This is a genomic window from uncultured Tateyamaria sp., from assembly GCF_947503385.1.
Classification (GTDB): domain Bacteria; phylum Pseudomonadota; class Alphaproteobacteria; order Rhodobacterales; family Rhodobacteraceae; genus Tateyamaria.
Window position 1 is genome coordinate 1 of record NZ_CANNDO010000018.1, and the last position, 20434, is coordinate 20434.

The 20434-nt window shown below is 60.2% G+C and carries 16 protein-coding genes and 1 pseudogene; 8 read left to right on the forward strand and 9 right to left on the reverse strand.

The genetic code is table 11. The features are described from left to right. Positions 1–6: 6 nt before the first annotated feature. Both Q1A85_RS22645 and Q1A85_RS22650 read left to right on the forward strand, forming a co-directional pair. Entirely contained in the window at positions 7–7317 is a 7311-nt protein-coding gene (locus Q1A85_RS22645; protein ID WP_299695253.1) for an FG-GAP-like repeat-containing protein, read from the forward strand. 21 nt (positions 7318–7338) lie between these two features. Further along, positions 7339–7893: a hypothetical protein gene (locus Q1A85_RS22650; RefSeq protein WP_299695255.1), complete on the forward strand. Its 555-nt coding sequence runs from the start codon at positions 7339–7341 to the stop codon at positions 7891–7893. A 6-nt stretch (positions 7894–7899) separates the two neighbouring features. Here Q1A85_RS22650 and gspD read toward each other — a convergent pair whose 3' ends face one another. Genes gspD through Q1A85_RS22670 form a run of 4 tightly spaced genes read right to left on the reverse strand, consistent with a single transcriptional unit; the run spans position 7900 to position 11991 of the window. Continuing rightward, the gene (gene gspD, locus Q1A85_RS22655; protein ID WP_299695258.1) at positions 7900–9906 is read right to left on the reverse strand and encodes a type II secretion system secretin GspD; all 2007 of its coding nucleotides are present in this window, start codon (positions 9904–9906) and stop codon (positions 7900–7902) included. Between the two features lie 11 nt (positions 9907–9917). After that, positions 9918–10421, reverse strand: coding sequence for a hypothetical protein (locus tag Q1A85_RS22660; RefSeq protein ID WP_299695261.1), 504 nt, complete (start codon positions 10419–10421; stop codon positions 9918–9920). Continuing rightward, entirely contained in the window at positions 10421–10975 is a 555-nt protein-coding gene (locus Q1A85_RS22665; protein ID WP_299695264.1) for a GspMb/PilO family protein, read from the reverse strand. The genes Q1A85_RS22660 and Q1A85_RS22665 overlap by 1 nt, the downstream gene beginning before the upstream one ends. Continuing rightward, complete coding sequence (locus Q1A85_RS22670) at positions 10972–11991, reverse strand: PilN domain-containing protein (RefSeq protein ID WP_299695267.1); 1020 nt, start codon at positions 11989–11991, stop codon at positions 10972–10974. Before Q1A85_RS22670 ends, Q1A85_RS22665 begins: the two co-directional genes overlap by 4 nt. A 93-nt stretch (positions 11992–12084) precedes the next feature. Between Q1A85_RS22670 and Q1A85_RS22675 the strand changes: the two genes are divergently transcribed. Further along, positions 12085–13680, forward strand: coding sequence for a type II/IV secretion system protein (locus Q1A85_RS22675; protein ID WP_299695270.1), 1596 nt, complete (start codon positions 12085–12087; stop codon positions 13678–13680). On the opposite strand, the gene Q1A85_RS22680 is transcribed toward Q1A85_RS22675, so the two are convergent. Next, entirely contained in the window at positions 13673–14374 is a 702-nt protein-coding gene (locus tag Q1A85_RS22680) for a hypothetical protein (RefSeq protein ID WP_299695273.1), read from the reverse strand. The two genes, Q1A85_RS22675 and Q1A85_RS22680, sit on opposite strands and share 8 nt — an antisense overlap. Between Q1A85_RS22680 and Q1A85_RS22685 the strand changes: the two genes are divergently transcribed. After that, the gene (locus Q1A85_RS22685; RefSeq protein ID WP_299695276.1) at positions 14373–14897 is read left to right on the forward strand and encodes an A24 family peptidase; all 525 of its coding nucleotides are present in this window, start codon (positions 14373–14375) and stop codon (positions 14895–14897) included. The two genes, Q1A85_RS22680 and Q1A85_RS22685, sit on opposite strands and share 2 nt — an antisense overlap. Further along, positions 14894–15325 (forward strand): type II secretion system major pseudopilin GspG, encoded by a 432-nt coding sequence (gspG, locus tag Q1A85_RS22690; protein WP_299695279.1) that lies wholly within the window; start codon positions 14894–14896, stop codon positions 15323–15325. Before Q1A85_RS22685 ends, gspG begins: the two co-directional genes overlap by 4 nt. Positions 15326–15329: 4 nt before the next feature. On the opposite strand, the gene Q1A85_RS22695 is transcribed toward gspG, so the two are convergent. The 4 genes from Q1A85_RS22695 to Q1A85_RS22710 are packed head-to-tail and all read right to left on the reverse strand — an operon-like array spanning position 15330 to position 17784. Then, positions 15330–15914 (reverse strand): prepilin-type N-terminal cleavage/methylation domain-containing protein, encoded by a 585-nt coding sequence (locus Q1A85_RS22695; protein WP_299695282.1) that lies wholly within the window; start codon positions 15912–15914, stop codon positions 15330–15332. Continuing rightward, the gene (locus Q1A85_RS22700; protein WP_299695285.1) at positions 15904–16239 is read right to left on the reverse strand and encodes a type II secretion system protein; all 336 of its coding nucleotides are present in this window, start codon (positions 16237–16239) and stop codon (positions 15904–15906) included. Before Q1A85_RS22700 ends, Q1A85_RS22695 begins: the two co-directional genes overlap by 11 nt. Then, positions 16236–16592, reverse strand: coding sequence for a prepilin-type N-terminal cleavage/methylation domain-containing protein (locus Q1A85_RS22705; RefSeq protein ID WP_299695288.1), 357 nt, complete (start codon positions 16590–16592; stop codon positions 16236–16238). Before Q1A85_RS22705 ends, Q1A85_RS22700 begins: the two co-directional genes overlap by 4 nt. Continuing rightward, positions 16576–17784 carry a type II secretion system F family protein gene (locus Q1A85_RS22710; RefSeq protein WP_299695291.1) on the reverse strand — a complete coding sequence of 403 codons (1209 nt, stop codon included), beginning with the start codon at positions 17782–17784 and terminating at the stop codon, positions 16576–16578. Before Q1A85_RS22710 ends, Q1A85_RS22705 begins: the two co-directional genes overlap by 17 nt. Positions 17785–18528: 744 nt before the next feature. Here Q1A85_RS22710 and Q1A85_RS22715 point away from each other — a divergent pair. The 3 genes and pseudogenes from Q1A85_RS22715 to Q1A85_RS22725 form a co-directional block, all read left to right on the forward strand. Then, positions 18529–18879: a DUF3768 domain-containing protein gene (locus tag Q1A85_RS22715; RefSeq protein ID WP_299695294.1), complete on the forward strand. Its 351-nt coding sequence runs from the start codon at positions 18529–18531 to the stop codon at positions 18877–18879. A gap of 18 nt (positions 18880–18897) precedes the next feature. Further along, positions 18898–19932, forward strand: coding sequence for an IS110 family transposase (locus tag Q1A85_RS22720; protein ID WP_299695297.1), 1035 nt, complete (start codon positions 18898–18900; stop codon positions 19930–19932). A 291-nt stretch (positions 19933–20223) separates the two neighbouring features. Next, positions 20224–20358, forward strand: a pseudogene (locus Q1A85_RS22725) (DUF3768 domain-containing protein); the annotation flags it as partial. Positions 20359–20434 lie beyond the last annotated feature (76 nt).

Genomic DNA, 20434 nt, shown 5'->3' on the forward strand with positions numbered 1-20434 from the left:
GCGGTCATGCCGACCTTTACCCCCGACACCCAAGGCACCTACGAGTTCGATCTGGTTGTGTCGGATTTCGAGTTCACTTCGCCCGTGGTTTCGGTGACATTGGACGTGCCCAACCGCGCCCCCGTGGCTAGCCTGACCGGCCCGGCAGAGATCGGTAATGGCGCCGAGGCGATTTACAGCGCGGCGGCATCGGTGGACCCGGATGGCGATGCGCTGAGCTTTGTCTATGAGATCATTACGGCGCCTGCCGGTGCCGATCCGATGCTGATGGATCTGGGCGGTGGTACGGTTGGTTTCCTGTCCGAAACGCAAGGTGCCTATGTGTTGCAGGTCACCGTGTCTGACGGTGTGGCGAATGCTGTTCAAACCATTGATATTGAGGTGCTTTCTGGAAATCAGGCGCCAATCCTTGGCCCCATTGCACCGCTCTACACGGTCGAGTTGGGTCTGGAACTGGTGTTGGACCTGACTGGTGATGATCCTGATGGCGATGCGATCAACTTCTTTGCCGATCCGCTGCCGCTGCCTGCGGGCGTGACGCTAGATGCGTCGACCGGGGCCGTGCGGTTCCGGCCCGAAGTGGGGCAGGAGGGCGATTACAGCTTTGCAGTGGGAGTTTCGGACGGCTCGTTGACGGATCGCGATACGCTGAGCATCACGGTTGTGCCTGCGGATGCGGGAGACACGGCGATTTCGGGCCGCGTGCTTGATGCGGTGGATTTTGCCAATGGGATCGAGACGCCGTTGGCGGGTATTCCGGTGCGTCTGCGCGACGCTGCGGTGATGACACTGACAGAGGCCGATGGCACATTTTCCATCGGCTCGCTCGAGGCGGGGTCCGAGCAGATTTTCGTCGAACCGTCAGCGAATGGCGGTCCGGGCGGATATAGCGCGGACAATCGCGTGATCACGGTTACGGAGAACCAGATTCGTGACCTGAACCCTGATTTCCTGCTGACCCCGTTGGGCGACGGCTGTGCGCCGGTGCTGCAGGGGGTCGAGACGGTGCTGGCCAGTGCGGTGTCGGGTGTGACGGTCACCGTGGCTGCCGACACGATTCAGGATGGTACGGGCGCAGCCTATGCGGGCGAGATTTGCCTAGGCTCCTTGCCGCGTCTCTTTGACCAGCCGGGCCTGCCCGAAGAGACCAACGCCTGCCAGATTTACGCGCTGGCTGCACCCGGTGCGATTTTTACCGCTGGCATCACGGTGAGCGGTCCGAACGTGGACGAACTGCCCGAAGCGACCCAGCTTGAGCTGTGGCGGTTGAACAGCGGCAACGGCCTGTTCCGGCCCAACGCATCCGCGATGGTGGATGCAGGTGGTGCCACGGTGTCTGCCTCTGCGGTGGCATTCAAAGGCCCTGCGCTGTTCACCTTCTTGCCACAAGCGCCGGTGGCAATTGCCTCTGCCGACATGAACGACGGCAACAACCGCGAGCTGACCCCGTTCGAGGGAAATCTGCCCGAGGTCTATACGCTTCCAGGATATCGCGCCTTTAATACCTTTCAGGAAATCGGGCTGTCCTATAACTCGGTTGCGGCTGACCCGACTGTGATCGTTGCGGGCGACGTGACGATTGCCGACACCGCGTCGCTGCCCGAGACGGTGCAGACGCGCATTGATCTGTCGGGCCTGAGCATCGAAGACAAGGCCAGTTGGACGCCACGCATCGCGGTGGATGGCACCACACCCGCATTGGTCGGTGAGGCTGTGACCCTGCGCCAGTCGATGCCGTTTGACGCCACAGGTCTGTCTGCGGGACGGTACGACTATACCTATTATTCCAGCGCGTCTTATGCCTGCTCGACTGTGTCGGGAGTGTATCGGGGCGAGCTTTATGTGCAAAACCAGACCCAAAGCCCCTATGGTCAGGGCTGGGCGATTGATGAGCTTCAGAAGCTGGTGCAACGGCCGGATGGAAAGGTCGCTATCATCGACGATGACAGCGTCGAGGTGTTCGATCCGGAGCCGACGTTCTCTGAATTCGATGAAGGTGCACGCCTGACCTTCCAGGCGGTTGGTCCACAGGGGATTTCCACAGCAGATCTGGATGGTGACGGCGATCTGGACGTTGTCTTTGGCAACTCCGGGGATGGCACCGTTCGCACATTGATCAATCTGGGCGACCGCGAGTTCGTCGAGGGGGCAAGCGTCGAGGTCGAAGAGGGCAACGATGTGCCGCCGACCGGCATCTTTTTTCCGAACATTCAGGGCGCGCTGCCGATTGATCTGAACGGCGACGATTTGGCGGATATCGCGTATACCGCGCAAGGTTCCGACACGCTGGCCTATCTGGAAAACCTCGGGCTTGGCGCGTACGAAAAGCAGATTGCGATCACCAATTTTGGTCAGCTGACTTCGATCATGGTGGACGATGTCGATGGCGACGGGTTCGAAGACGCGATCTTTAGCCGGTTTGCGGGCTTCTTCGGGATTGGCAACACCGAGATTTACGTTGATTACGGCGGCGAGTCCGGACGGTTCCGTCAACGCGTCGCGGTCCAGCCCTTTGGCAACTCTGGGTTACAGATTGAAACCGGTGACATTAACGGAGACGGGCTGCGCGACATCATCTACCGCATTGATGATGGCATTCAGATCATCATCAACCGGGGCAACCGGAACTATGACCTGTTCGATGATGACCTGGGCGGGGCGGGGACTGACCTGCTTGGCAAGTATTTCGATGTCGCGGACCTGAATGGCGATGGTCTGGACGATCTGATCGCGACCCACGCACCCGGCGGGGTGCAGGTGTTCCTGCGCAATCCGACCGGGTTCTTCTTTGCGCCGGAAATCCTGCCCTTCCCGGCCAGTCTGACCAGCGGACAGCCTTATTCGTTCCTGCTGGATGTGCAGGGCGACGGGTTCCAGGATCTGATCCTGAGCTACGGCACTGCCAACGGGTCAGAAGTATCGGTCTACCGGGGCAACGGCGATGGCACATTCCAGCCGCCAGAGATTGGTCTTTTTGACTATGGCGTGGCCAATCAGGAAGCGGCGGATGTCGATGGTGACGGTTCGCTGGACCTTGTGACCTTGCAGCGCTTTTCGGTCACGATTGATTTCTCAAAACCCTCTGCGGATGGCAATCTGGTCGCGGGCAAGGGCGAGTTTTCCACGCTTGTCGCACTGCCGGACGGTGGTTGGGAGCGTCGGTACAAGGATGGCAACAAGGTCATCTTTAATGCTGATGGTTTGCAGGTCGCCGAGGTCGATACGCAAGGCAATCGCCGTGAATTTGCATATGACGCGAACGGTGCGCTGACAGCCGTCACCGACCAAGTCGGGGGCACCATGCAAATGGCCTATGACGCCCGCGGGCGGCTGGCGACGGTCACCTATCCTGATGGTCGCGTGACCGAGATGGAGTATCAGGACGTTCAACTGGTCGGCATCACGGCGCCTGATGGTGATCAGATGAGCTTTGCCTATGACGAGTTCGGGCGGCTCAATTCGACGATTAACCAAAACGGAAACGAGACGGTCTATACCCACGACGATACGGGCAAGACGAACGGTCTGACGCTGCCGGACGGATCGAGTGTACGCAATCAGGTCGCAGCCTCGTTGGGGCTGGTGGATGGTCTGGGTGGCGCCGTGGCCAGCCCGCGTCCCTATGTGGCCCCCGAGGACCGCGTCACCACTGTCACCGACCGAAAAGGTGAGGTGTCAGAGATTGTCGTCAACAGCTTTGGCTCGACCATTCAGATGACCGATCCGCTGGGGCGCGTCACCCGGATGGAGCGTGATTTCAACGATCTGGTCGAACGGCTGGAGCGGCCATCGGACAATACGCCCGGCGGCGTGCGGGTCGATCTGCTGAGCTATGACGGGCGGGCCAACATCACGCAAGTGGCGGAGTCCTTTGGCACACCGGCGCAACGGGTGATGAGTTACGTCTATGAGCCGGAATTTAACAAGATCGTGTCCATGACCGATGGGGACGGTTTTGTCACATCGTATGAGTACGACGCCTTCGGTGAAGTGACTGCCGTGATTGATCCAGAGGGCGGTGTTCAGCGCAGGACGTACACGTCGCGAGGCCAGTTGCGCACGTTGACGGACGAACGGGGCAACGTCACGCGGATCAATTACCTGAGTGATCTGAATGTGGGCGAGGTCATCTATGCGGACGGATCGTCCAGCACGCTGAGCTACGATGCGCAAGGGAATGTCAACGAACTCACCGAGAGTGCGGGCACCGATGTGGCGCGGCGCATATTGCGCGAGTTTGACGCTGATAACCGGATCATATCGCTGGATATCGTGGATGCGGCACCGGCAGGCCAGGCGCCGCTGACCCTGGCTGCGTTCAACGCGGCTCCGGTTGTGGATGGGGTGCAGACCTATGCCTATGACGGTGTTGGCAACCTGACGCAGGTGATCGACGAATCCGGTCTTGCGACGACCATGACCTATGACAGCCTCGAACGGCTTGTGCGGCTTGATGATCCGTCTGACGGTCCGTTGGTGCGCACGTTCAATCCAGCCGGAGAGGTCATCGAACAGGTCCGCGGCGACGGCGCGACGCAAACCTATGATTACGACGCTGTCAGCCGGGTCACCCGAGTGGTTGATGCCGAGGGCTTTGAAAAATCCTTTGTCTACGATGTTCGCGACAACCTTGTTCAGGTGACGGACGGGCGGGGTGGTGTCACGACATTTGACTATGACGGGCGCGACCGTGTGGTGCAGCGGTCCAATCCGCTCAACCAGATCATGGCGATGTCTTATGATCGCCGCGACAACGTCGTTTCGGTTACCCGCGAGGATGGCGGCGTTGAAACGGCCACCTATGATGACAAGGGCCGCCGGATTGAGGTGGTGACACCCGACAACACGATGCGGTTCGCCTATGACGCACGGGACAACATCATCCTTGCCGAGGATGACGACAGCCGCGTCACCATGACCTACGATAACCGGAACCGCCCGATCACTGCGACAACGGACGGGACTCTGGGTGTGCAACCAGCCGTGACGCTTACCTTTAGCTACGATGCTCTGGATCGCCGGAGTGCGGTCGAAGACAGCTTGGGCGGTGTTTATGGCTACGTGTTTGACGCCGAAGACCGTCTGGCCGAATTGCGCACGCCGTGGGGCGTTGACTATGGCATGTCGTATGATGATTTCGGGCGCCGGACCGGGCTGACGTCGACCACAGGGCGCTTGTCCGGCATGACCTATGAAAATGGCCTGCTGTCGGCACTGAACCATGCACAGAATGGCGTGACCCTGACCGATCTGACCTATCTCTACGAAGTGGATGGGCAACTGATCGGTGCGCAGAACTTGCTGGACCCGGCGCTGTCCAAGAGCTTTGCCTACGATGCGCTGAACCGGCTTGTTCAGGTGTCGCAAGGCGTTCCGGTGGCAGATGGCGGCACACCGATCCCGGTTGAGGACTATGCCTACGATCAGGAGGGCAACCGACTGTCGTCGCAACTGTCCGCGCTTTACAGCAGCGATGCGCATAATCGCTTGCTGGAAGATGACGGCTTTACCTACGGGTATGACGAAAAGGGCAACCGTATCAGCAAGACGTCCAAAGTGGATGGTGCGACCGAGCTATACGCCTACAACAGCCAGAACCGGTTGATTTCCTACACCGACGCGAACGGCCAAGAGACGGCGTATCACTATGACGCGCTGGACCGTCGGATCGCCAAGGTGCAGGGCCGGAATGCCACGGCCTTCATCTACGACTTTTCCAAAGACGAGATGTTGATGCATGATGACATCCTGCTGGAATTCGCGGTTGTCGGGCCTGAAGACAATACAGGCGGCGGTGGCGGCGACCCGGCCTTTGCGTCCTGCAACGCACAATTTGCGCTGGCTGGTATCCCGATCCGAGACATTTTTGGCAGTGACTTCCCGTTGCCGGGCCTCACAAACGAACTGATCGACCAGTTCGGCGGACCGGACGCGTTGATGACCTTTGACCTGCTGGTGGCAGCAGGGGCGGAAGGTTTCCAACTGAACGAGACGCTGGAATTCCTGTTCCGCGGCGACGTTCCGGCAGCGTGTTCGGAATTGATCGGAGGCGGGCCCGGTGGACCCGGCGGCGGTCCGGGTGAACCTGACCCGATTCAGGCGGCAGCCTGTGACCTCGCGCTGCAGCGCGACGGGATCACGCGTGACGCGTTGTTGACCACCGGCTTCCCGGTCTCCGACATTTTGCAGACCCGGCTGGAAGGCCCTGAGGGTTCCACGGCAATGACTGTCGGGTTCCTTTTCGACGAAGGCTTCCCGCTGTTCATCGTGCCGGACTTCTTCGAAGTATCGCCGCCCGAGTGTTTCGGGCTGGACGGTGATTTTGAAGGTCCGCTTGGTATTGCGCCGCTGAACGCCGATGCAGCGCCGCAGGCCGCAGCATCGTTCACCAGTGAAGAGGCCGAGAGCGTCACACTGGTGCGGCGTTGGGCGCATACCACCATGGTCGATGAGCCCATCGGGTTCGAGGCCTATGCGGATGATGCAACACCCGGCGCGGGGATCGCGCACGAGGTTTATGCCGACCGGTTGGGATCGATCATCGCAGTTGTCGACACAACAACTGGCGCGGTGGTTGCAACCTACTCTTATGACGCCTTTGGGAATCGCACCACTGTGGGCGATCTGGACCAACCCTATGGGTTCACGGGTCGTGAACATGATGGCGAAAGCGGGTTGATATATTACCGCAAGCGGCACTTGGACCCGAGTATCGGTCGATTCGTCCAATCTGATCCTGTTGAATTTCGTGCCGGTGATCTGAACATTTATTCCTACGTTCAGAATGATCCGCTCAACCTCAAGGATCCGGAAGGTCTGGCGCCGACAGCTGAAAAGTCGTTCCTGTCGGCGGGCAATGCAGTCATGCCGTTGCGATCAACGACCTCGATCAGTTCGGGCATCATGGCGCGATCGTCACTGATCCAAGGACAGCTTGCAGGTACCGGGCGGTGGCTGAAAATCGTCGGCGATGCGCGCCGCGCCCACAACGCGTCCAAGGGCCGTGCTGCGGAAAACCGTGTTGCTCAGCTGTTCCGCGATGGATTGCGCGAAGTGAACTATACGATCAACGGTCGCAAACGCCGCGGAGATATCATCGACGAGACGCTCGGGATCTACGCAGAGGTCAAGAATGTGGCGTATCAAGCGTTCACAAGACAACTGAAGGACGCAATCGCACACGCAAATTCGCAAGGCCTTCAATTCCAGCTTTTCGTACGCAGGTTCGGAGGCACAAAGCTGTCGAAACCTTTGGAAGATGCTTTGGCAAATGCTGAGAATATCGTGATACGGATGATACCCGGAGGGCCTCTATAGATTGGGAGTGTGAGCCTCGTCATGCCTGCATTTACACCAGAAGAACGCACCGAAATCGTGCTGTCTGAACTTGAACCGCTCAAGGCGCAATTGCAGGATGCGGGTGTCGAATGTCGCTCTGCGACGGACCAGCGTATATTGACGTCGCCGCAATATGCGCTGGCGATCCCGATCATTATCCGTTTTTTGCAAGAGGGCGGGCTTTCGGACCGGACATCGTCAGCGGTGGCGGGCCTTTTGACCGGCAAGGGCGCGGCGCTCAAGGCCGCGTGGCCTGACATCGTGGCGCTTTACAAGGCCGCGCAAGACGGAACTGGACCGCGCGTCAAAGGCGACACGGCAATCCACAGCTTCGGCACCAAGACCATGCTGGCCAATGCCGTGATGCGGGCGTTCAGCGCCAAGCGTCTGCCCGAGTTGCTGAAACTGGTTCAGGACACGTCGCAGGGCGAGACACGGATCATCATCATGAGTCCGCTCAAACCCAAGCGAACTGATCCCGAGGTTGCAGCGGTTCTTGAGAGGTTGCGCGCCGATCCTCAGATGGCCAACGAGTTGGCAACTTGGCCCAAATAGCGACGGTCAATCCAGAATCCTGTGCCCCACCGTTTGCTGGACGATTCCGGTCTGGACCAGACCGTCGGCACCCTGAATGCGGGTGCGCAATTCATCCGTGACTGACCGCGCTTCGGAACCGTTCCGGATCACGCGGGGAGTGATGAGAACCAGCAATTCGGATTTGGACACTGTGTTGTTTTTGGACCGGAAGAGTGCACCCAATACTGGTATGTCCCCGGCACCTGGCACTTTGGAGCGGGTGGTGTTGCCGCTTTCCTCGATAAGCCCGCCAAGCGCGATGGTCTGACCGTTGTCTACGGCGATGTTCGTCGTTATGCGACGTGTCGAGATCGTAGGGCTGTCGATGCCGGATGTGGTGGTATTCGCCACACTCGACACCTCTTGTTCAATGTCGAGGATCACCCGGCCCGACGCGGACACACGGGGTTTGACCGTCAGGATGATACCCGTGTCGCGGAAAGAGATCGTGTTGACGATGGGCGCCGTGGTCGATGTCGTGTCGACAACCTGTTGCGTGGCAATCGGCACTTCGTCCCCGATTTGCAACTGCGCCTCCTGATTGTCGAGCACCAGAAGCGACGGGGAGGAGACCACGTTCACGTCCGTAACCGATTGCAGCGCATTCAGCGTCACCGCCGATGACCCGCCGGAAAAGGCAAAGCTGAGACCGGGGAAAGTGGAGCCGGTGCCGCCATTGCTGGCATCGGAGAAGGTGCCGGCAAAGTTCCCGTTTTCAAAGAACCAGCGCAGACCGAAATCCAGTTCATCGTTCAGCGAAACCTCGGCAATTGTCGCCTCGAGCAGCACTTGAACCGGCGTGGTGTCGAGCGCGTGGATCAGGCGGGCGAAACTGTCCTGTTCCTTGTCATTGCCCCAGACAATGATCGCATTCTTGGTGTCGTCTGCCACGATCTTGGCGGCGCCCTGAGTGGTCCCGGTGTTGTCTGTCTCGGCCTCGGCGGTGAGCATGTCCGTCAGGATGGGAGCCAGATCCACCGCAGAGCGGTTCTGAAGGTTGTAGACCACCGGACGCCGCTGTGTACCGCCGGCGGTGCGGTCGAGGTCGCGGATCCAGCGTTCGGCCTCGCTCAGGTAGCTTTTGCGCGAGGAAACGACCAGCACCGCGCCCAGACGTTGCGACGGCACAAAGGTCAACACGTTTTGCAAACTGCCGCCATCGCCTGTTTCGAAGATCAGGTTCAGCTCTTCGACCACCGCTTCGGGTTCGGCCGCGCGCAGACGGTAGAGGCCGACGGATTTGCCCTGAAGCACGTCCACGTCAAAGAGGTTCACGGCGTCAATGGCTGCGTTGATTTCCTCGCGGGTGCCGGAGATCAGAAGGATATTGCGCTGCGGAATGGATTGTAGCGCCACGGACGCACCCGCGATGGGTTCCAGCAGGCGCACCATTTCCGTGGTGCCGATATATTCCAGCGGTACGGCCACCACACGGGACCCGATTGCCGCACCATCGTTGAGCCGGGACACGCGGCGCGGTGCGCCAGCGGTGGGCAGTACGGTGATCAGGTCATTGCCGATCTGGAGCGTCGCACCGTTGAGTTCGAGGATCGTTTCAAAGGTTTCGAGCAGCGCCTTTTTCGTCAGGGGACGTGTCGTTTGGAGGGTCACGGTGCCCTGCACCCCGGGCTTGATAGTAAAGTTGCGACCCAGTGTGTCGCCAAGCACGGCACGTGCGGCCTCTTCGATGGGCACATCCACGAGGTTAAGGGTGATCGCGCCATCATCCGACACCGCGACCAATTCGCGCGCGGGGATGTTGCCATCGCCTTCGCTGCCCAAAAAGTCATCTGTGCCAAGCCGTCGGGTGCTGCCGCGAGGGCTGTTGAGCGCGCCGCGCAAGTCGTTCACCCGCGTACTGCTGTCTGCGGCGGTGCCGCCCTGTTTTTGATTGGCCAGGAGCGGTGCAGAGCGGCTGACCTCGTTGAGGTCATCACAGCCGACCAGCGTGAGGATCAGTGCAAAGGCAAGGGTGGCTTTGAGCAACTGCATGAAAACTACCTCTAGTAAAGCTCGACGCGGAGTGCGCGTTCATTTTGTGTCAGCTGGATTTCCGCTGGCGCGATGTCTGACAGGCGCCAGCCGTCGATGTCCGATCCAATGTCGAACCATTCAGGATCGCCGCCCGCGATGGACAAAAGCGCTGCCTCGCGTGCCCCACCTGAGAGAACACCCAACAGGCGCACTTCGGGCGGCGGCAGGACAGGAGGCGGGGCAGGTGCCTCGGGTTCGGCTTCCGCTTCGACGGGCGTGAGTGCCGGGGCCTCGGCAACAAAGGGACGACGGGTTTCGGCAAACAGCGGGCGGTCGGTGATTGCGGTATAGAAAGCCTCGTTACGGGCATTGGGGGTGAGATCGATCAGGCGTGGATTGACCGTTGTCTCTGCGCCGGTGACTCGTGCGCCCACAATCGCAATGTCCGCAGTGCTCTGGTTCAACGCAGTCCACCCGGCAATCCCGGCTGCCCCCAGCAATGCAGCTGTTCCCATGAGCGGCAGGATCTGCATCACCCGCCCTCCGCGATGTCATAGGCGGCCAGTACGTCAAACTGAAAGAACAGGATGGGCTGTTCGCTGGGCGGTCCCGGACGACTGAGCCGACGGAGCGACCCCTTTTCGAACACCAGCACGGGGCTTGCATATTCAGCCGCACGCAGGAAGGTCGTCAACTGATCCAGCCGTGCCTCGGCCTCTACCCGGAAGGAGACAGCGTTTTTCAGAGGGATCGCCTCGGTGCGCAGGGGCGAGATTGCGCGGAAAGTGATCCCGTTCTGGCGCGCCAAATCGGACAGTTGTGCCTGAACCCGCGCAGTCGCCTCGCCCGCGTTGGCGGCCTGCCAAACGCCGTCAAACTGCGTGGCGGCAGACAAGGCCGCGGCCTCGCGACTCAATGTCTCAATCCGTTGGGCCAGAGCCGCCGAGCGCTGCTGCGCGTCGGCCAGCGCTGTAAACTGCGCCTCTTTCCACGCCTGTGCTGGTTGCCACAGGCCGAACCACAGCAGCGGTACAAGCGCCAGCACGCCGGCCAACAGGGACAGAGAAGCCGCGCGGGATCGCATCATGAGGATCCGTGCGGTGTCTGGAACACGATTTCGAACCGTTCCCGGCCATCGGTGGTCTGTGACACTGGCCCGGCCAGTTGCGGGTTCAGCAGCAATCGGTTGTCCGGCAGGTCCAAAAGCATCTGGGCGGCCGACCCCGCCGTGCTGCCCCGCACTACAACACGATTGCGGTCTATGGCCATGTCGGTGATCCAGACCGTATCGGGCAATATCACCGTGGCGGTCCGCAGCATGGTCACCATCGGTGTGCGCCGGGTCATGCGTTGCATGAACGCGGTGCGTTCGCCTTGCTCGGTTCCTTGCGCCTCTATGGATTGGCGCAGAGTCAGTGCCGTTTCGGTCAGCCGCTGCAACTCTTCTGTCTGAGCGCGCAAGGCGTCCTGCGCACGCAAGGTCGGTTCTGCCCAGATCCAAACGCCCGCGCCCAGCAGGGCCACAAGGGCTACCGCATTGAGCGCGCGCCAGCGGCGGCCCGAGGGGTAAGTCTGTGGGGTGAAATCCACCAGCGGAGCAGCCGGGACGCCCTCTACTGTCACCCGCCGGGTCTTGAGCCCGGCAGCCGCAAGACGGGTGCGTAGCCTGTCGATGTCGTCGCGGCGGGCGACCCAATGGGTCAGGCGTGTTCCGGCACTGTCAATTTCGATGTCTGAGAGAGCGGCATAGGTCTGATCGGCCTTGAAGGGTGTGCGTCGCAGCATGTCCAGAGTTACGGCTCGTTCGATCATCCGCCCCGGAGTTCGCGGCAGATGCACCTCGCGTTTCAGCACCCGGTTCGCGGGCAGTGCCACATCCACAAAGCCGCGACCGATCTTTTTCGGCAGCTCCGTTTTGGGGTCCAGCCAGCCCCACGGCGCGATGTGGCGACCGTGTCGCCGGGTAAGTGTTTCGACGTCATCAAAAGACAGGGCGCGTGCACGCGGACGGCCCAAAAACAGGGCCGCAAGCCAATCCGGCACAGCTTTGGACAGCAGCCGCACCGGTCCTGTCCCGATGTTCGAGGTCTTCGTCCTGCTCATTTCACCTGCCAGCCCCTCTGGTTGATATTTATCCGGGGGCGTTTTGCAGCTACATATCGCAAACTATTGGACAAAGACAGAGAGTTTCCCGCCATGGTTCAAATTCGTGGTCTGCGTGATTTTAATGACTCAGACCTAGCCGATGGGCTGGTGGCGCAGGGCGTTCTCAAGCGTGCGGCGGCGGATCGGGCACTGAAGGCGGCGCAGGGCACAGGTGCTGCATTGGAGCGCACATTGCTGGAGTTGGGCCTTGCCTCGGAAACGCAGGTCTACCAGCACGTGGCCGAATGGTTGGACCTGCCATTCGTAACCGGCGCGGATATCGATCCGGTGCTAATCAAGTCTCTGCCGCTGGATCACGCGTTCCTAGAACGGGTCGAGGCAATCCCGGTGACGGAGAACGACAACGGGTCTATCACATTTGCCACGTCAAACCCGCGTGGCGCCGATGCGATGCGGTCCATTTCGTTCCATTTGGGTCAGGATGTGGAGCCGGCGATTTGTGCTCGTTCCACGGTGCGGCAAAGCCTCGGCAATGCTCAGGACGCCACCAAGGAGGTGGGTGCCGATGCCGCCAGCGATGTGGAGCGGCTGAGGTTTCTCAGCAATGAAGGGCCGATAATTTCACTCACCAACGACCTGCTGAGTCAGGCCGTGGGGGATCGTGCTTCGGACGTCCATATCGAGGCGCTGGATGGCATGGGGCGGGTGCGGTTCCGGGTGGATGGGGTATTGCGCGTGGTGCGGACGTTAACGTCCGAGGATCTGGCCATGGTGACTTCGCGTCTGAAGGTGATGGCGGATCTGAATATCTCGGAAAAGCGGCGGCCACAGGACGGGCGCGCGCGCATTGCGGTGATGGGTCGGAACGTAGATCTGCGCTTGTCCACATTGCCTGCACAGCACGGTGAAAGCGTTGTGGTGCGAATTCTCGACCGTGAGGCGCTGGCGCTGGATTGGGAGGTGCTGGGCTTTGCCCCCAACGTGCGCGACGACATTCGTGGCATCCTTGGGCAAGCGAGCGGCATTTTCCTTGCGGCCGGGCCAACGGGGTCAGGCAAAACCACCACGCTTTATACCGCGTTGTCGGAACTGGCGACTGATGCGCGCAAGGTCATCACGGTCGAGGACCCCGTTGAATACGCTGTACCGGGTGTCATGCAGGTGCAGGTTCGACCCGAGATCGACATGACCTTTGCCCGCACGCTGCGCGCGATCCTGCGGCAAGACCCCGATACCATTCTGATCGGCGAAATCCGGGATCAGGAAACGGCAGAGATCGCGGTGCGTGCGGCCTTGGTTGGTCGGTTGGTCCTGTCGACAGTGCACACCAACGACAGTCTGTCTGCGGTGGACCGCCTTCTGGACCTTGGCATACCGAGTTATCTGCTGAGCGCGACGTTACGCGGGGTGATGTCGCAGCGGCTGGTACGCCGGCTCTGCGCGACTTGCAGTGGCGCGGGGTGCGATAGCTGTGACCAGACCGGGTACAAGGGGCGCGCGGTGGTGACCGAGTTGATGAAGGTACCTGCAGAGGCGGCGGCTGATTTGGTGCATGTGACCAGTGCGGCGGACATTCCCAGCGCGTCACTTTTGCGCCAGTTTGAACCGCTGCGCGACAGTGCAAGGGCACTGGTTGATCAGGGGGTGACAAGCGAGGAAGAGCTGCTGCGTCTTGATCTCAGTTGATGGTCAAGATTCGATGCTGTGCGCGGGTGGTTCCAAAGGCGATAACGCCGATGCGTTTGGCATCGTCGAACACGGCAAAGCTGGCAGCCGTGGCTGGGCCCAGAACCTCTGGCGGCAGGGCCGACAGCAACGTCTCGCGCTCGCCCTGACGCCCGGTGAGATGGGTTAACAGATGCAAGGGCGCCTGTTCGCCAGACAGGGTGCTGCGCCCTGAGTGCACGGTTGCGAGGCGCTCAAGACTCGGCAGCCGGGCAGGGTCGATACCGGCGACACGGGCGAAATCCGCCACCCGCTGCAACCGCCGCGACTGCCTGCGCCAAGTACGATAGGCGGACAGGGCCTCGGCCCGTTCCGGTGCGCTCAGGTCATACCCGATCAGCAACCGTTCGAGCAGTTCCGGGGCAGCGGTATTCAGATCAACCAGCCCGCCCGTCGATTGCAGGCGCAGCATGCGCTCGCCCCACGCCATCTGATCGCCTTCGGGTCGACCCAGCGTCGTGAGTGCATCAAGTGCGGCGACATCGCCATCAAAGCGCTTGGCGGCAGTCACTTCGGCGGTCTGAAACTGGAGGCTGGTCAGTGTGCGGGTCGACGCCGTGGCAAAAAGCACTGCCAGAACGGCCAGCGAAAACAGCACTACCACGAGGGCAAAGCCCTGTTCCCCGTGCGAAGCCAAGATGTTACGTCGAGCCATGCGCGCCATTAAACACACACCCCTCATTGCCGTCCACTTTGTGGTCTACGCACTGTTGTGGTGGCTGTCGGGTGCGCCTATGGCAGGGATGGCTGCGGTGTTCGCTCTGTTGCTGGTCTGGATCAGTTGCCGTGATTTCGCGATCTTCGAAGTGCCGGATTTGGCGGCTGTGTTGTTGATGGCGAGCGGTATAGGCCTTGCGTTTGACTGGGTCTGGGCACTGGTTGGGGCCATGGTCTGGGCAGGGGTCTTTCTGTTGGTGCAGCGGGGTGCGCAACTTGCCATGGGTCGGCCTGCTTTGGGCCTCGGCGATGTGAAGTTGATAGCCGGGGTCGGCGCGTGGCTGGGGCCGGTCGCGCCGATATACGTGACGTTGTTCGCGTCACTGGGCGCAATTGCGGCTCTGCTGGCGCTGACTGCGCTGCGCCGGGAAAAAATCGGGGACCTGGCCGGCACCGGCATTGCCTTTGGCCCGTTTCTTTGTCTCAGTGCGTGGGCGGTTTGGTTGAGGGGCGTCGCATGATCGTACGTCGAAAAAACAGGTGGACGGCCCGAACAGGGGCTACGATCCTCGAAGTGCTGATTGTGTTGTCGATCATTGCGCTGATTGCTGCCGTCGTGGGGCCGAGGGTGATTGGTTATCTCGGCACGGCCAAAAGCGAGACAGCGGATTTGCAGATCAACAACCTCGCCAGTGCTGTGCAACTGTTTTACGTGGACACCGGCCGTTACCCGACCGAGGCCGAGGGGCTGTCGGTGTTGTTGACCCGGCCTGCCGGCGACACGGATTGGAACGGCCCCTATATGCCCACGGCCGAAGCGCTTGTGGACCCTTGGGGCCGCGACTACCTTTATGCGCCGCCCGCAGATGACGATAGCTTTGGCATCCGCTCGCTGGGACGGGATGGGGCCGAGGGCGGGTCGGGCGAGGACGCTGATCTGGCCTATTGACCCGTCAGAGCCGCGGCGCCACGACAAAATCCACCCATTCAGGGGCACCACCCGTTGCGGTGATCCTGACCAGAGCGGGCAGGTCGGGCCGGTCAGCCCAACTGCTTTGCCAGACGGGTGCATCCCCGGACGTGTCGAGATAGGAAAAGCTGACCTCTCCTACATCGTTGGACATGGCGTAAGACCACCGGCCAAGCGTCTCCCCGTCATCGGACATCGGCTCAAAGTCAAAACTCAGTGTTGACCCATCCCAACGCAGCGTGATGCGCGATGCGGCGGCGTCTGGGGCAAACGGTGTAGATTGCAGGCTGGTGAACTGCATGTCGTCGGGCGCGCCGACAAAACTGTTGGGAAACGTCGTGATGCGGCTGCCGGGCAGGGCCTGAACCAGTGACGCCCGCAACTGGCGGCGGGCAGCGATCTCATCCTGATGGATGCCAAGTTGTCCCGCGCGGTCAAACACGCGGACCCCCACACCAAATGCCCCTGCAAGCCCGGCTCCGATCAGCGACAACAGTGCGAGAGCAACCAGCAGTTCCACAAGAGACAGCCCGGCTCGGTTGGGGTGGGGGCTGTGTTCAATCTGCATCGGGGATCGCAATCTGGCGCTGTGCCTGCGCAAGGGGGCGTCCCGCCGCCGAAGTGACGGTAACGGTCAACAGGCGCGCATCCGAGCGGATGGCAGTTTCGGTCAGGACCCGCCAGTCGCGGTACGTCTCGTCGCGCAGCGTTCCCAAGACATGCGCCTCATCCAAGCGAGACAGCGCCAGATCATGTGCCAGCGCCCGGTCGGCCGCCTGCGATGCACGCACCAGCAGTTGGGTTTGACCTGGGATCAGGACAGCGAGGACCATGCTCATGACCGCAAATGCAACAAGCACTTCAAGAATGCTGTAGCCACTGCGCGGGCTCACGATCCCGGCTCCAGCGTTCCGGTGAGGGGGCGCAGGGTCAGGGTCCGATCAGCGACACAAAGCGGTCCGCCGGTGGCGGAGCCATCAGGATAGAACCGAACCTTGGCTGCATCATCGCACAGCGTATCGGTGTCAAACACGGCGGTTGTTCCACTAGCGATTGCCCGTAACCGCACCTCCTGCGCTTGGCGCACAAGTTCTGACAGTGTAGCTTCGGCTTGCAAGCGGGGCGAGGGTGGTCGGACCGCCGTGGCGGCAACGGCGAGGATCAGCGATAGAATGGCGAGTGACACCATCGTCTCGAACAGCGTGACGCCTGCACGCCGGCCTGAGGGATCAAAAGGCGATATCATTGAGGTCCAGAATGGCCGTGATGGTCGACACGATCAGCGCGCCCACCACCAGACCAATTGCCAATGTCAGGGCAGGGGTCAGCAGCGATAACGCACGTTTGAGGGTTGTTTGCGTTTCTCCCTGCATGGCAATCGCTGCGGCGCGCAACATAGGAGCCAACTGGTCGGTTTCGTCCCCGGCGACGATCAGTGATTTGGCCATGGGATCGAGAAAGCCGATCCGCGCCACGGCGGCAGAAACCGGTGTACCCGCCTCTATCTCGGCCCGCGCGCTGGCGATGTCTCGCCGCCACGGCGCGATGGGCATCGCTTCGGCTGCGGCATCAAGACCGTCAAGGCTGCTCATCCCCGCTTCCAGCATCACACCAAGGGTTTGACATAGCGACAGGCTGTGGCGTTTGCGCAGGTAGGCACCAGTCACCGGAGCGCGTACCAAAAGGCGGTTGCGTAGGGATTTTAGGGGAGCGCGCAGCAAATAGGCGGCCATTCCACCCGCCAGAGCAATGGCCAGCACCGACCACCCGCGAGACAATAGCGCAACCCGCATTCCGTCCATAACGCGCAACATCGGCGGCGGCGCCGCAGAAGCGGTGTCAAAGACCGGGAGCAGCGTTGGTACGAGGTAAAAGATCAGCAGCCCCAGTACGAGCGTCGACATAAAGAGAAGAATGACGGGATAGATCATGGCCGAGCGTATCTCTGACGCGACTTCTGCTTCGCTGCGCAACATTGTGACCACGCGGTCGCAGGTCTCAGGCAGGGTGTCTGTCGCTTCTCCCATTCCAAGGAGCGTGATAATGCGGTTGGTGAACACATCACTTCGTTCCTCAAGCGACTGGCCGAGGCTGCGGCCGTTTTCCAGGTCGTCCCGCACGGCCCCGATTGCTGTAGCGAGTCGGACGTCGGTCGTTTGTTCCTGTACGAAGCCTAGCGCTTCGGCCAGTGGCACACGCGCTTTGAGCAGGGTGGCAAGCGAAACAAACACGGGCAGCAACCGCGATGCGCTCGGTCCCGACAGATTGACTTCGCGTTGCCACCAGGGCACCGCACCACCCGTGCTCGGCCGCAGGTCCGTGGCCGTGAGGCCCTTGCGGGCAAGGTTATCTAATGCTTCGTTTTCGTCCCGTGCGACGAGGGCACCGCGTCTGGACACACCCGATGCGTCGATGGCGCGAAAGCTGAAACTGGGCACGCGATCCTCCGTTCGTCAAACTCAGCTTGCCAGTTTGCTATGGTACGTCAAGGTCTGAAACAGCGTGCCCGTGTCGACCTGATCTTGCTCAATTGATGGCGTCAAAAACAGAAAACACATTTGGTCAATGAGCGACGAAAGCCCGAGATCCCGGCAACTGGATTTCACCTGATTGGGGCCCGGACCTTTTAAGGCATGCCTCGTCTGTACGCGCTTCCACATGTTTCGCCGCCGCTAGCTCCACGACAGCCTGACAGAGCTAAGTATTCAGAAAGCACTAGTGCCCTTTACAAAGACTGTTCCCTCACTCGAAGCGTTATTGCTCGAACGGCGATTTGCGCTGTATCGCAGTCCTAAAAAGCTTGAACCCCCTCTATATCAGATACTTATGCAAAAGTTGGAACGAAACAGGGTGGCAAATTCTCCGTTACCCACTGCGTCTGCGATGTAGTGCTCAGGCGTGGAGTTCGCCCGGTTTCGTGGACGGTTATGGGCTTAGACATTGGTGCTTCACAAAAGCTGGGTGCAGCTTCTGTGAAGGATGGTGCTGAACTCGCGCCGCAAAAGAGCGACATCCATCCGGTTGAAGTTCCAGTTCCACGCCTTCTGTGCAGTCATGGTATTGGAGGAGGGCCGCCGGTGTTTTGCCCAGAAGTCAGACCGGTGCGCCGAGGTCGACGCTGTAGAAAAGAGAAAGGAGGCTTTTGGATTTGTGGTTTCAACCCATCCTGAAAGGACAGATCCATGACTTCCACCGCAGCGGCCACCGCAGAGCCGAACACCCAATCTATCGCTACACAGGATGACGCATTCCGCAGGCTGGCCTGTCTCGGGATCGATCCAAACTTTGCCATACCGGGGCGTTTGGTCGTAACTCCGTCCGTCATTGATGGTGGGGAGGGGTTTGTAAGAGCGGCAATTGCAGCCGTAGGCGGCTTCGAAAACTTCGACGCAGAAAATGATCCTGACGAACATCACGATTTCGGGTTGGTGGATGTGCGCGGTCAAAACGTGTTTTGGAAGGTTGATGGGGTGGATGCTCCCTCCCACAACGGCATCGCAATGTGCCAGACTGGCTTTGTTGGAAGTCAGTGAGAATGAAAGAAAGCATCCATGACCGACGTTAGCATTTTAGCCATCGACCTTGCAAAGCACTCGTTTCAAGTCTGTGCGACGACAGCCGAAGGCGTGACCGTATTCAACCGCAAATACTCGCGTGGCAAGCTGAGCGACCTCTTGGCCAGCCATCCCCAGTGTATTGTGGCCATGGAGGCCTGCGCGACCAGCCACTATTGGGGCCGTGAAGCACAGAGCCATGGGCATGACGTCAGGTTGATCGCACCGATGTACGTGAAGCCATTTGTCAAACGCAGCAAGAATGACGCCAATGACGCTGCTGCGATCGCAGTTGCAGTGCGGCAGCCGGACATGCGGTTTGTTTCGGTCAAGAGCCCGGATCAACAGGCGCAGGCCATGCTGTTTCGAACCCATCAGACCTTCACGCGGCAGCGATCACAATTGCTTATTACCCTGCGGGGTCATCTGGCAGAGCATGGGGTCATCGTCGCGAAGGGCAATGCCGCCTTGATTGACTATGAAGACGTTCTGGAGGCACAGCCTGATCTTGTTCCAGATCTCGTGTTGGAAACGGCACGGCTCTATTTCCATCAAATCGCCCAGCTAAACACTTCCATCGCCGCCTTTGAACGGCAGATGAAGGACACGGCGAAGCGTGACGATACGGCACGCAGACTTCAGACCATGCCAGGCATTGGGCCTATCAACGCAGCTGCGTTTTTGGCCTTTGCGCCGCCGATGGAAAGTTTTCAGCGCGGACGAGACTTTGCAGCCTGGCTAGGCTTGGTGCCGCGACAACATTCGACCGGAGGAAAAACCAAACTCGGTCGGGTGAGTAAGATGGGACAGTCGGATATGCGACGGCTACTGATCACCGGCGCAACCGTTTGCCTGAGATGGGCGGTTGCCAAAGGCATCGACCCTCAGAGCTGGCTGGGTCGGCTGTTGGCTCGCAAACCCGCCAAAATGGTAGCTGTTGCAATGGCCAACAAAATGGCCCGCGCCCTATGGGCAATGATGACGAAAGGACAGGATTACTCGGGAAGTCTGGTGCAATACGCCAAGCCGTAACCGACAAAAAAGAATCCGCTTCAGCCCGCTGCATAGCGCAAGGTTGAACTGGTGAAGTGAGGAGATCGACAGACGATTATGGGCGCAATGATCACGTTCAGCTTTGGGAAAACCATATAGAGGTCAAGGACATAAAAGTCCGAAAGATCGATTTAGACCCAGAGCTCACGAACACCATAACGGCCCGTGGCAGACCCAAGCCACATGCAGAGGCCTGACACACGACCGGTACCGATCACGCAACCAGAACCGTCTGAAAATCGCCTTGCGAAACCGGGAGCATCCACACACGACCTCTACGAAGCCAATTCAAACTTCCGGTTTGGCGCAGAAACACCCGACAACCCTGAGACAACGATGCGCGTGCTCACAATCATGCTGGTGTCCGTCGTCAGGGTTTTTGGCACCAATGGCGGCCTAAACTGAGAGAGAGTTTGGCTCATCTGGTTGGCTTGATGATGCGGCGTGCTGTCGGTGATGCAAGCGCCGGGCTTCGAGTGTC

Bases quoted from the DNA above. Each gene is read 5' to 3' on its own strand.
- Q1A85_RS22650 (WP_299695255.1), top strand. From the start codon at position 7,339: ATGCCTGCATTTACACCAGAAGAACGCACCGAAATCGTGCTGTCTGAA.
- Q1A85_RS22670 (WP_299695267.1), bottom strand. From the start codon at position 11,991: ATGAGCAGGACGAAGACCTCGAACATCGGGACAGGACCGGTGCGGCTG.
- Q1A85_RS22685 (WP_299695276.1), top strand. From the start codon at position 14,373: ATGCGCGCCATTAAACACACACCCCTCATTGCCGTCCACTTTGTGGTC.
- Q1A85_RS22680 (WP_299695273.1), bottom strand. From the start codon at position 14,374: ATGGCTCGACGTAACATCTTGGCTTCGCACGGGGAACAGGGCTTTGCC.
- gspG (WP_299695279.1), top strand. From the start codon at position 14,894: ATGATCGTACGTCGAAAAAACAGGTGGACGGCCCGAACAGGGGCTACG.
- gspD (WP_299695258.1), bottom strand. From the start codon at position 9,906: ATGCAGTTGCTCAAAGCCACCCTTGCCTTTGCACTGATCCTCACGCTG.
- Q1A85_RS22675 (WP_299695270.1), top strand. From the start codon at position 12,085: ATGGTTCAAATTCGTGGTCTGCGTGATTTTAATGACTCAGACCTAGCC.
- Q1A85_RS22695 (WP_299695282.1), bottom strand. From the start codon at position 15,914: ATGCAGATTGAACACAGCCCCCACCCCAACCGAGCCGGGCTGTCTCTT.
- Q1A85_RS22705 (WP_299695288.1), bottom strand. From the start codon at position 16,592: ATGATATCGCCTTTTGATCCCTCAGGCCGGCGTGCAGGCGTCACGCTG.
- Q1A85_RS22645 (WP_299695253.1), top strand. From the start codon at position 7: ATGCCGACCTTTACCCCCGACACCCAAGGCACCTACGAGTTCGATCTG.
- Q1A85_RS22715 (WP_299695294.1), top strand. From the start codon at position 18,529: ATGACTTCCACCGCAGCGGCCACCGCAGAGCCGAACACCCAATCTATC.
- Q1A85_RS22660 (WP_299695261.1), bottom strand. From the start codon at position 10,421: ATGCAGATCCTGCCGCTCATGGGAACAGCTGCATTGCTGGGGGCAGCC.
- Q1A85_RS22665 (WP_299695264.1), bottom strand. From the start codon at position 10,975: ATGATGCGATCCCGCGCGGCTTCTCTGTCCCTGTTGGCCGGCGTGCTG.
- Q1A85_RS22720 (WP_299695297.1), top strand. From the start codon at position 18,898: ATGACCGACGTTAGCATTTTAGCCATCGACCTTGCAAAGCACTCGTTT.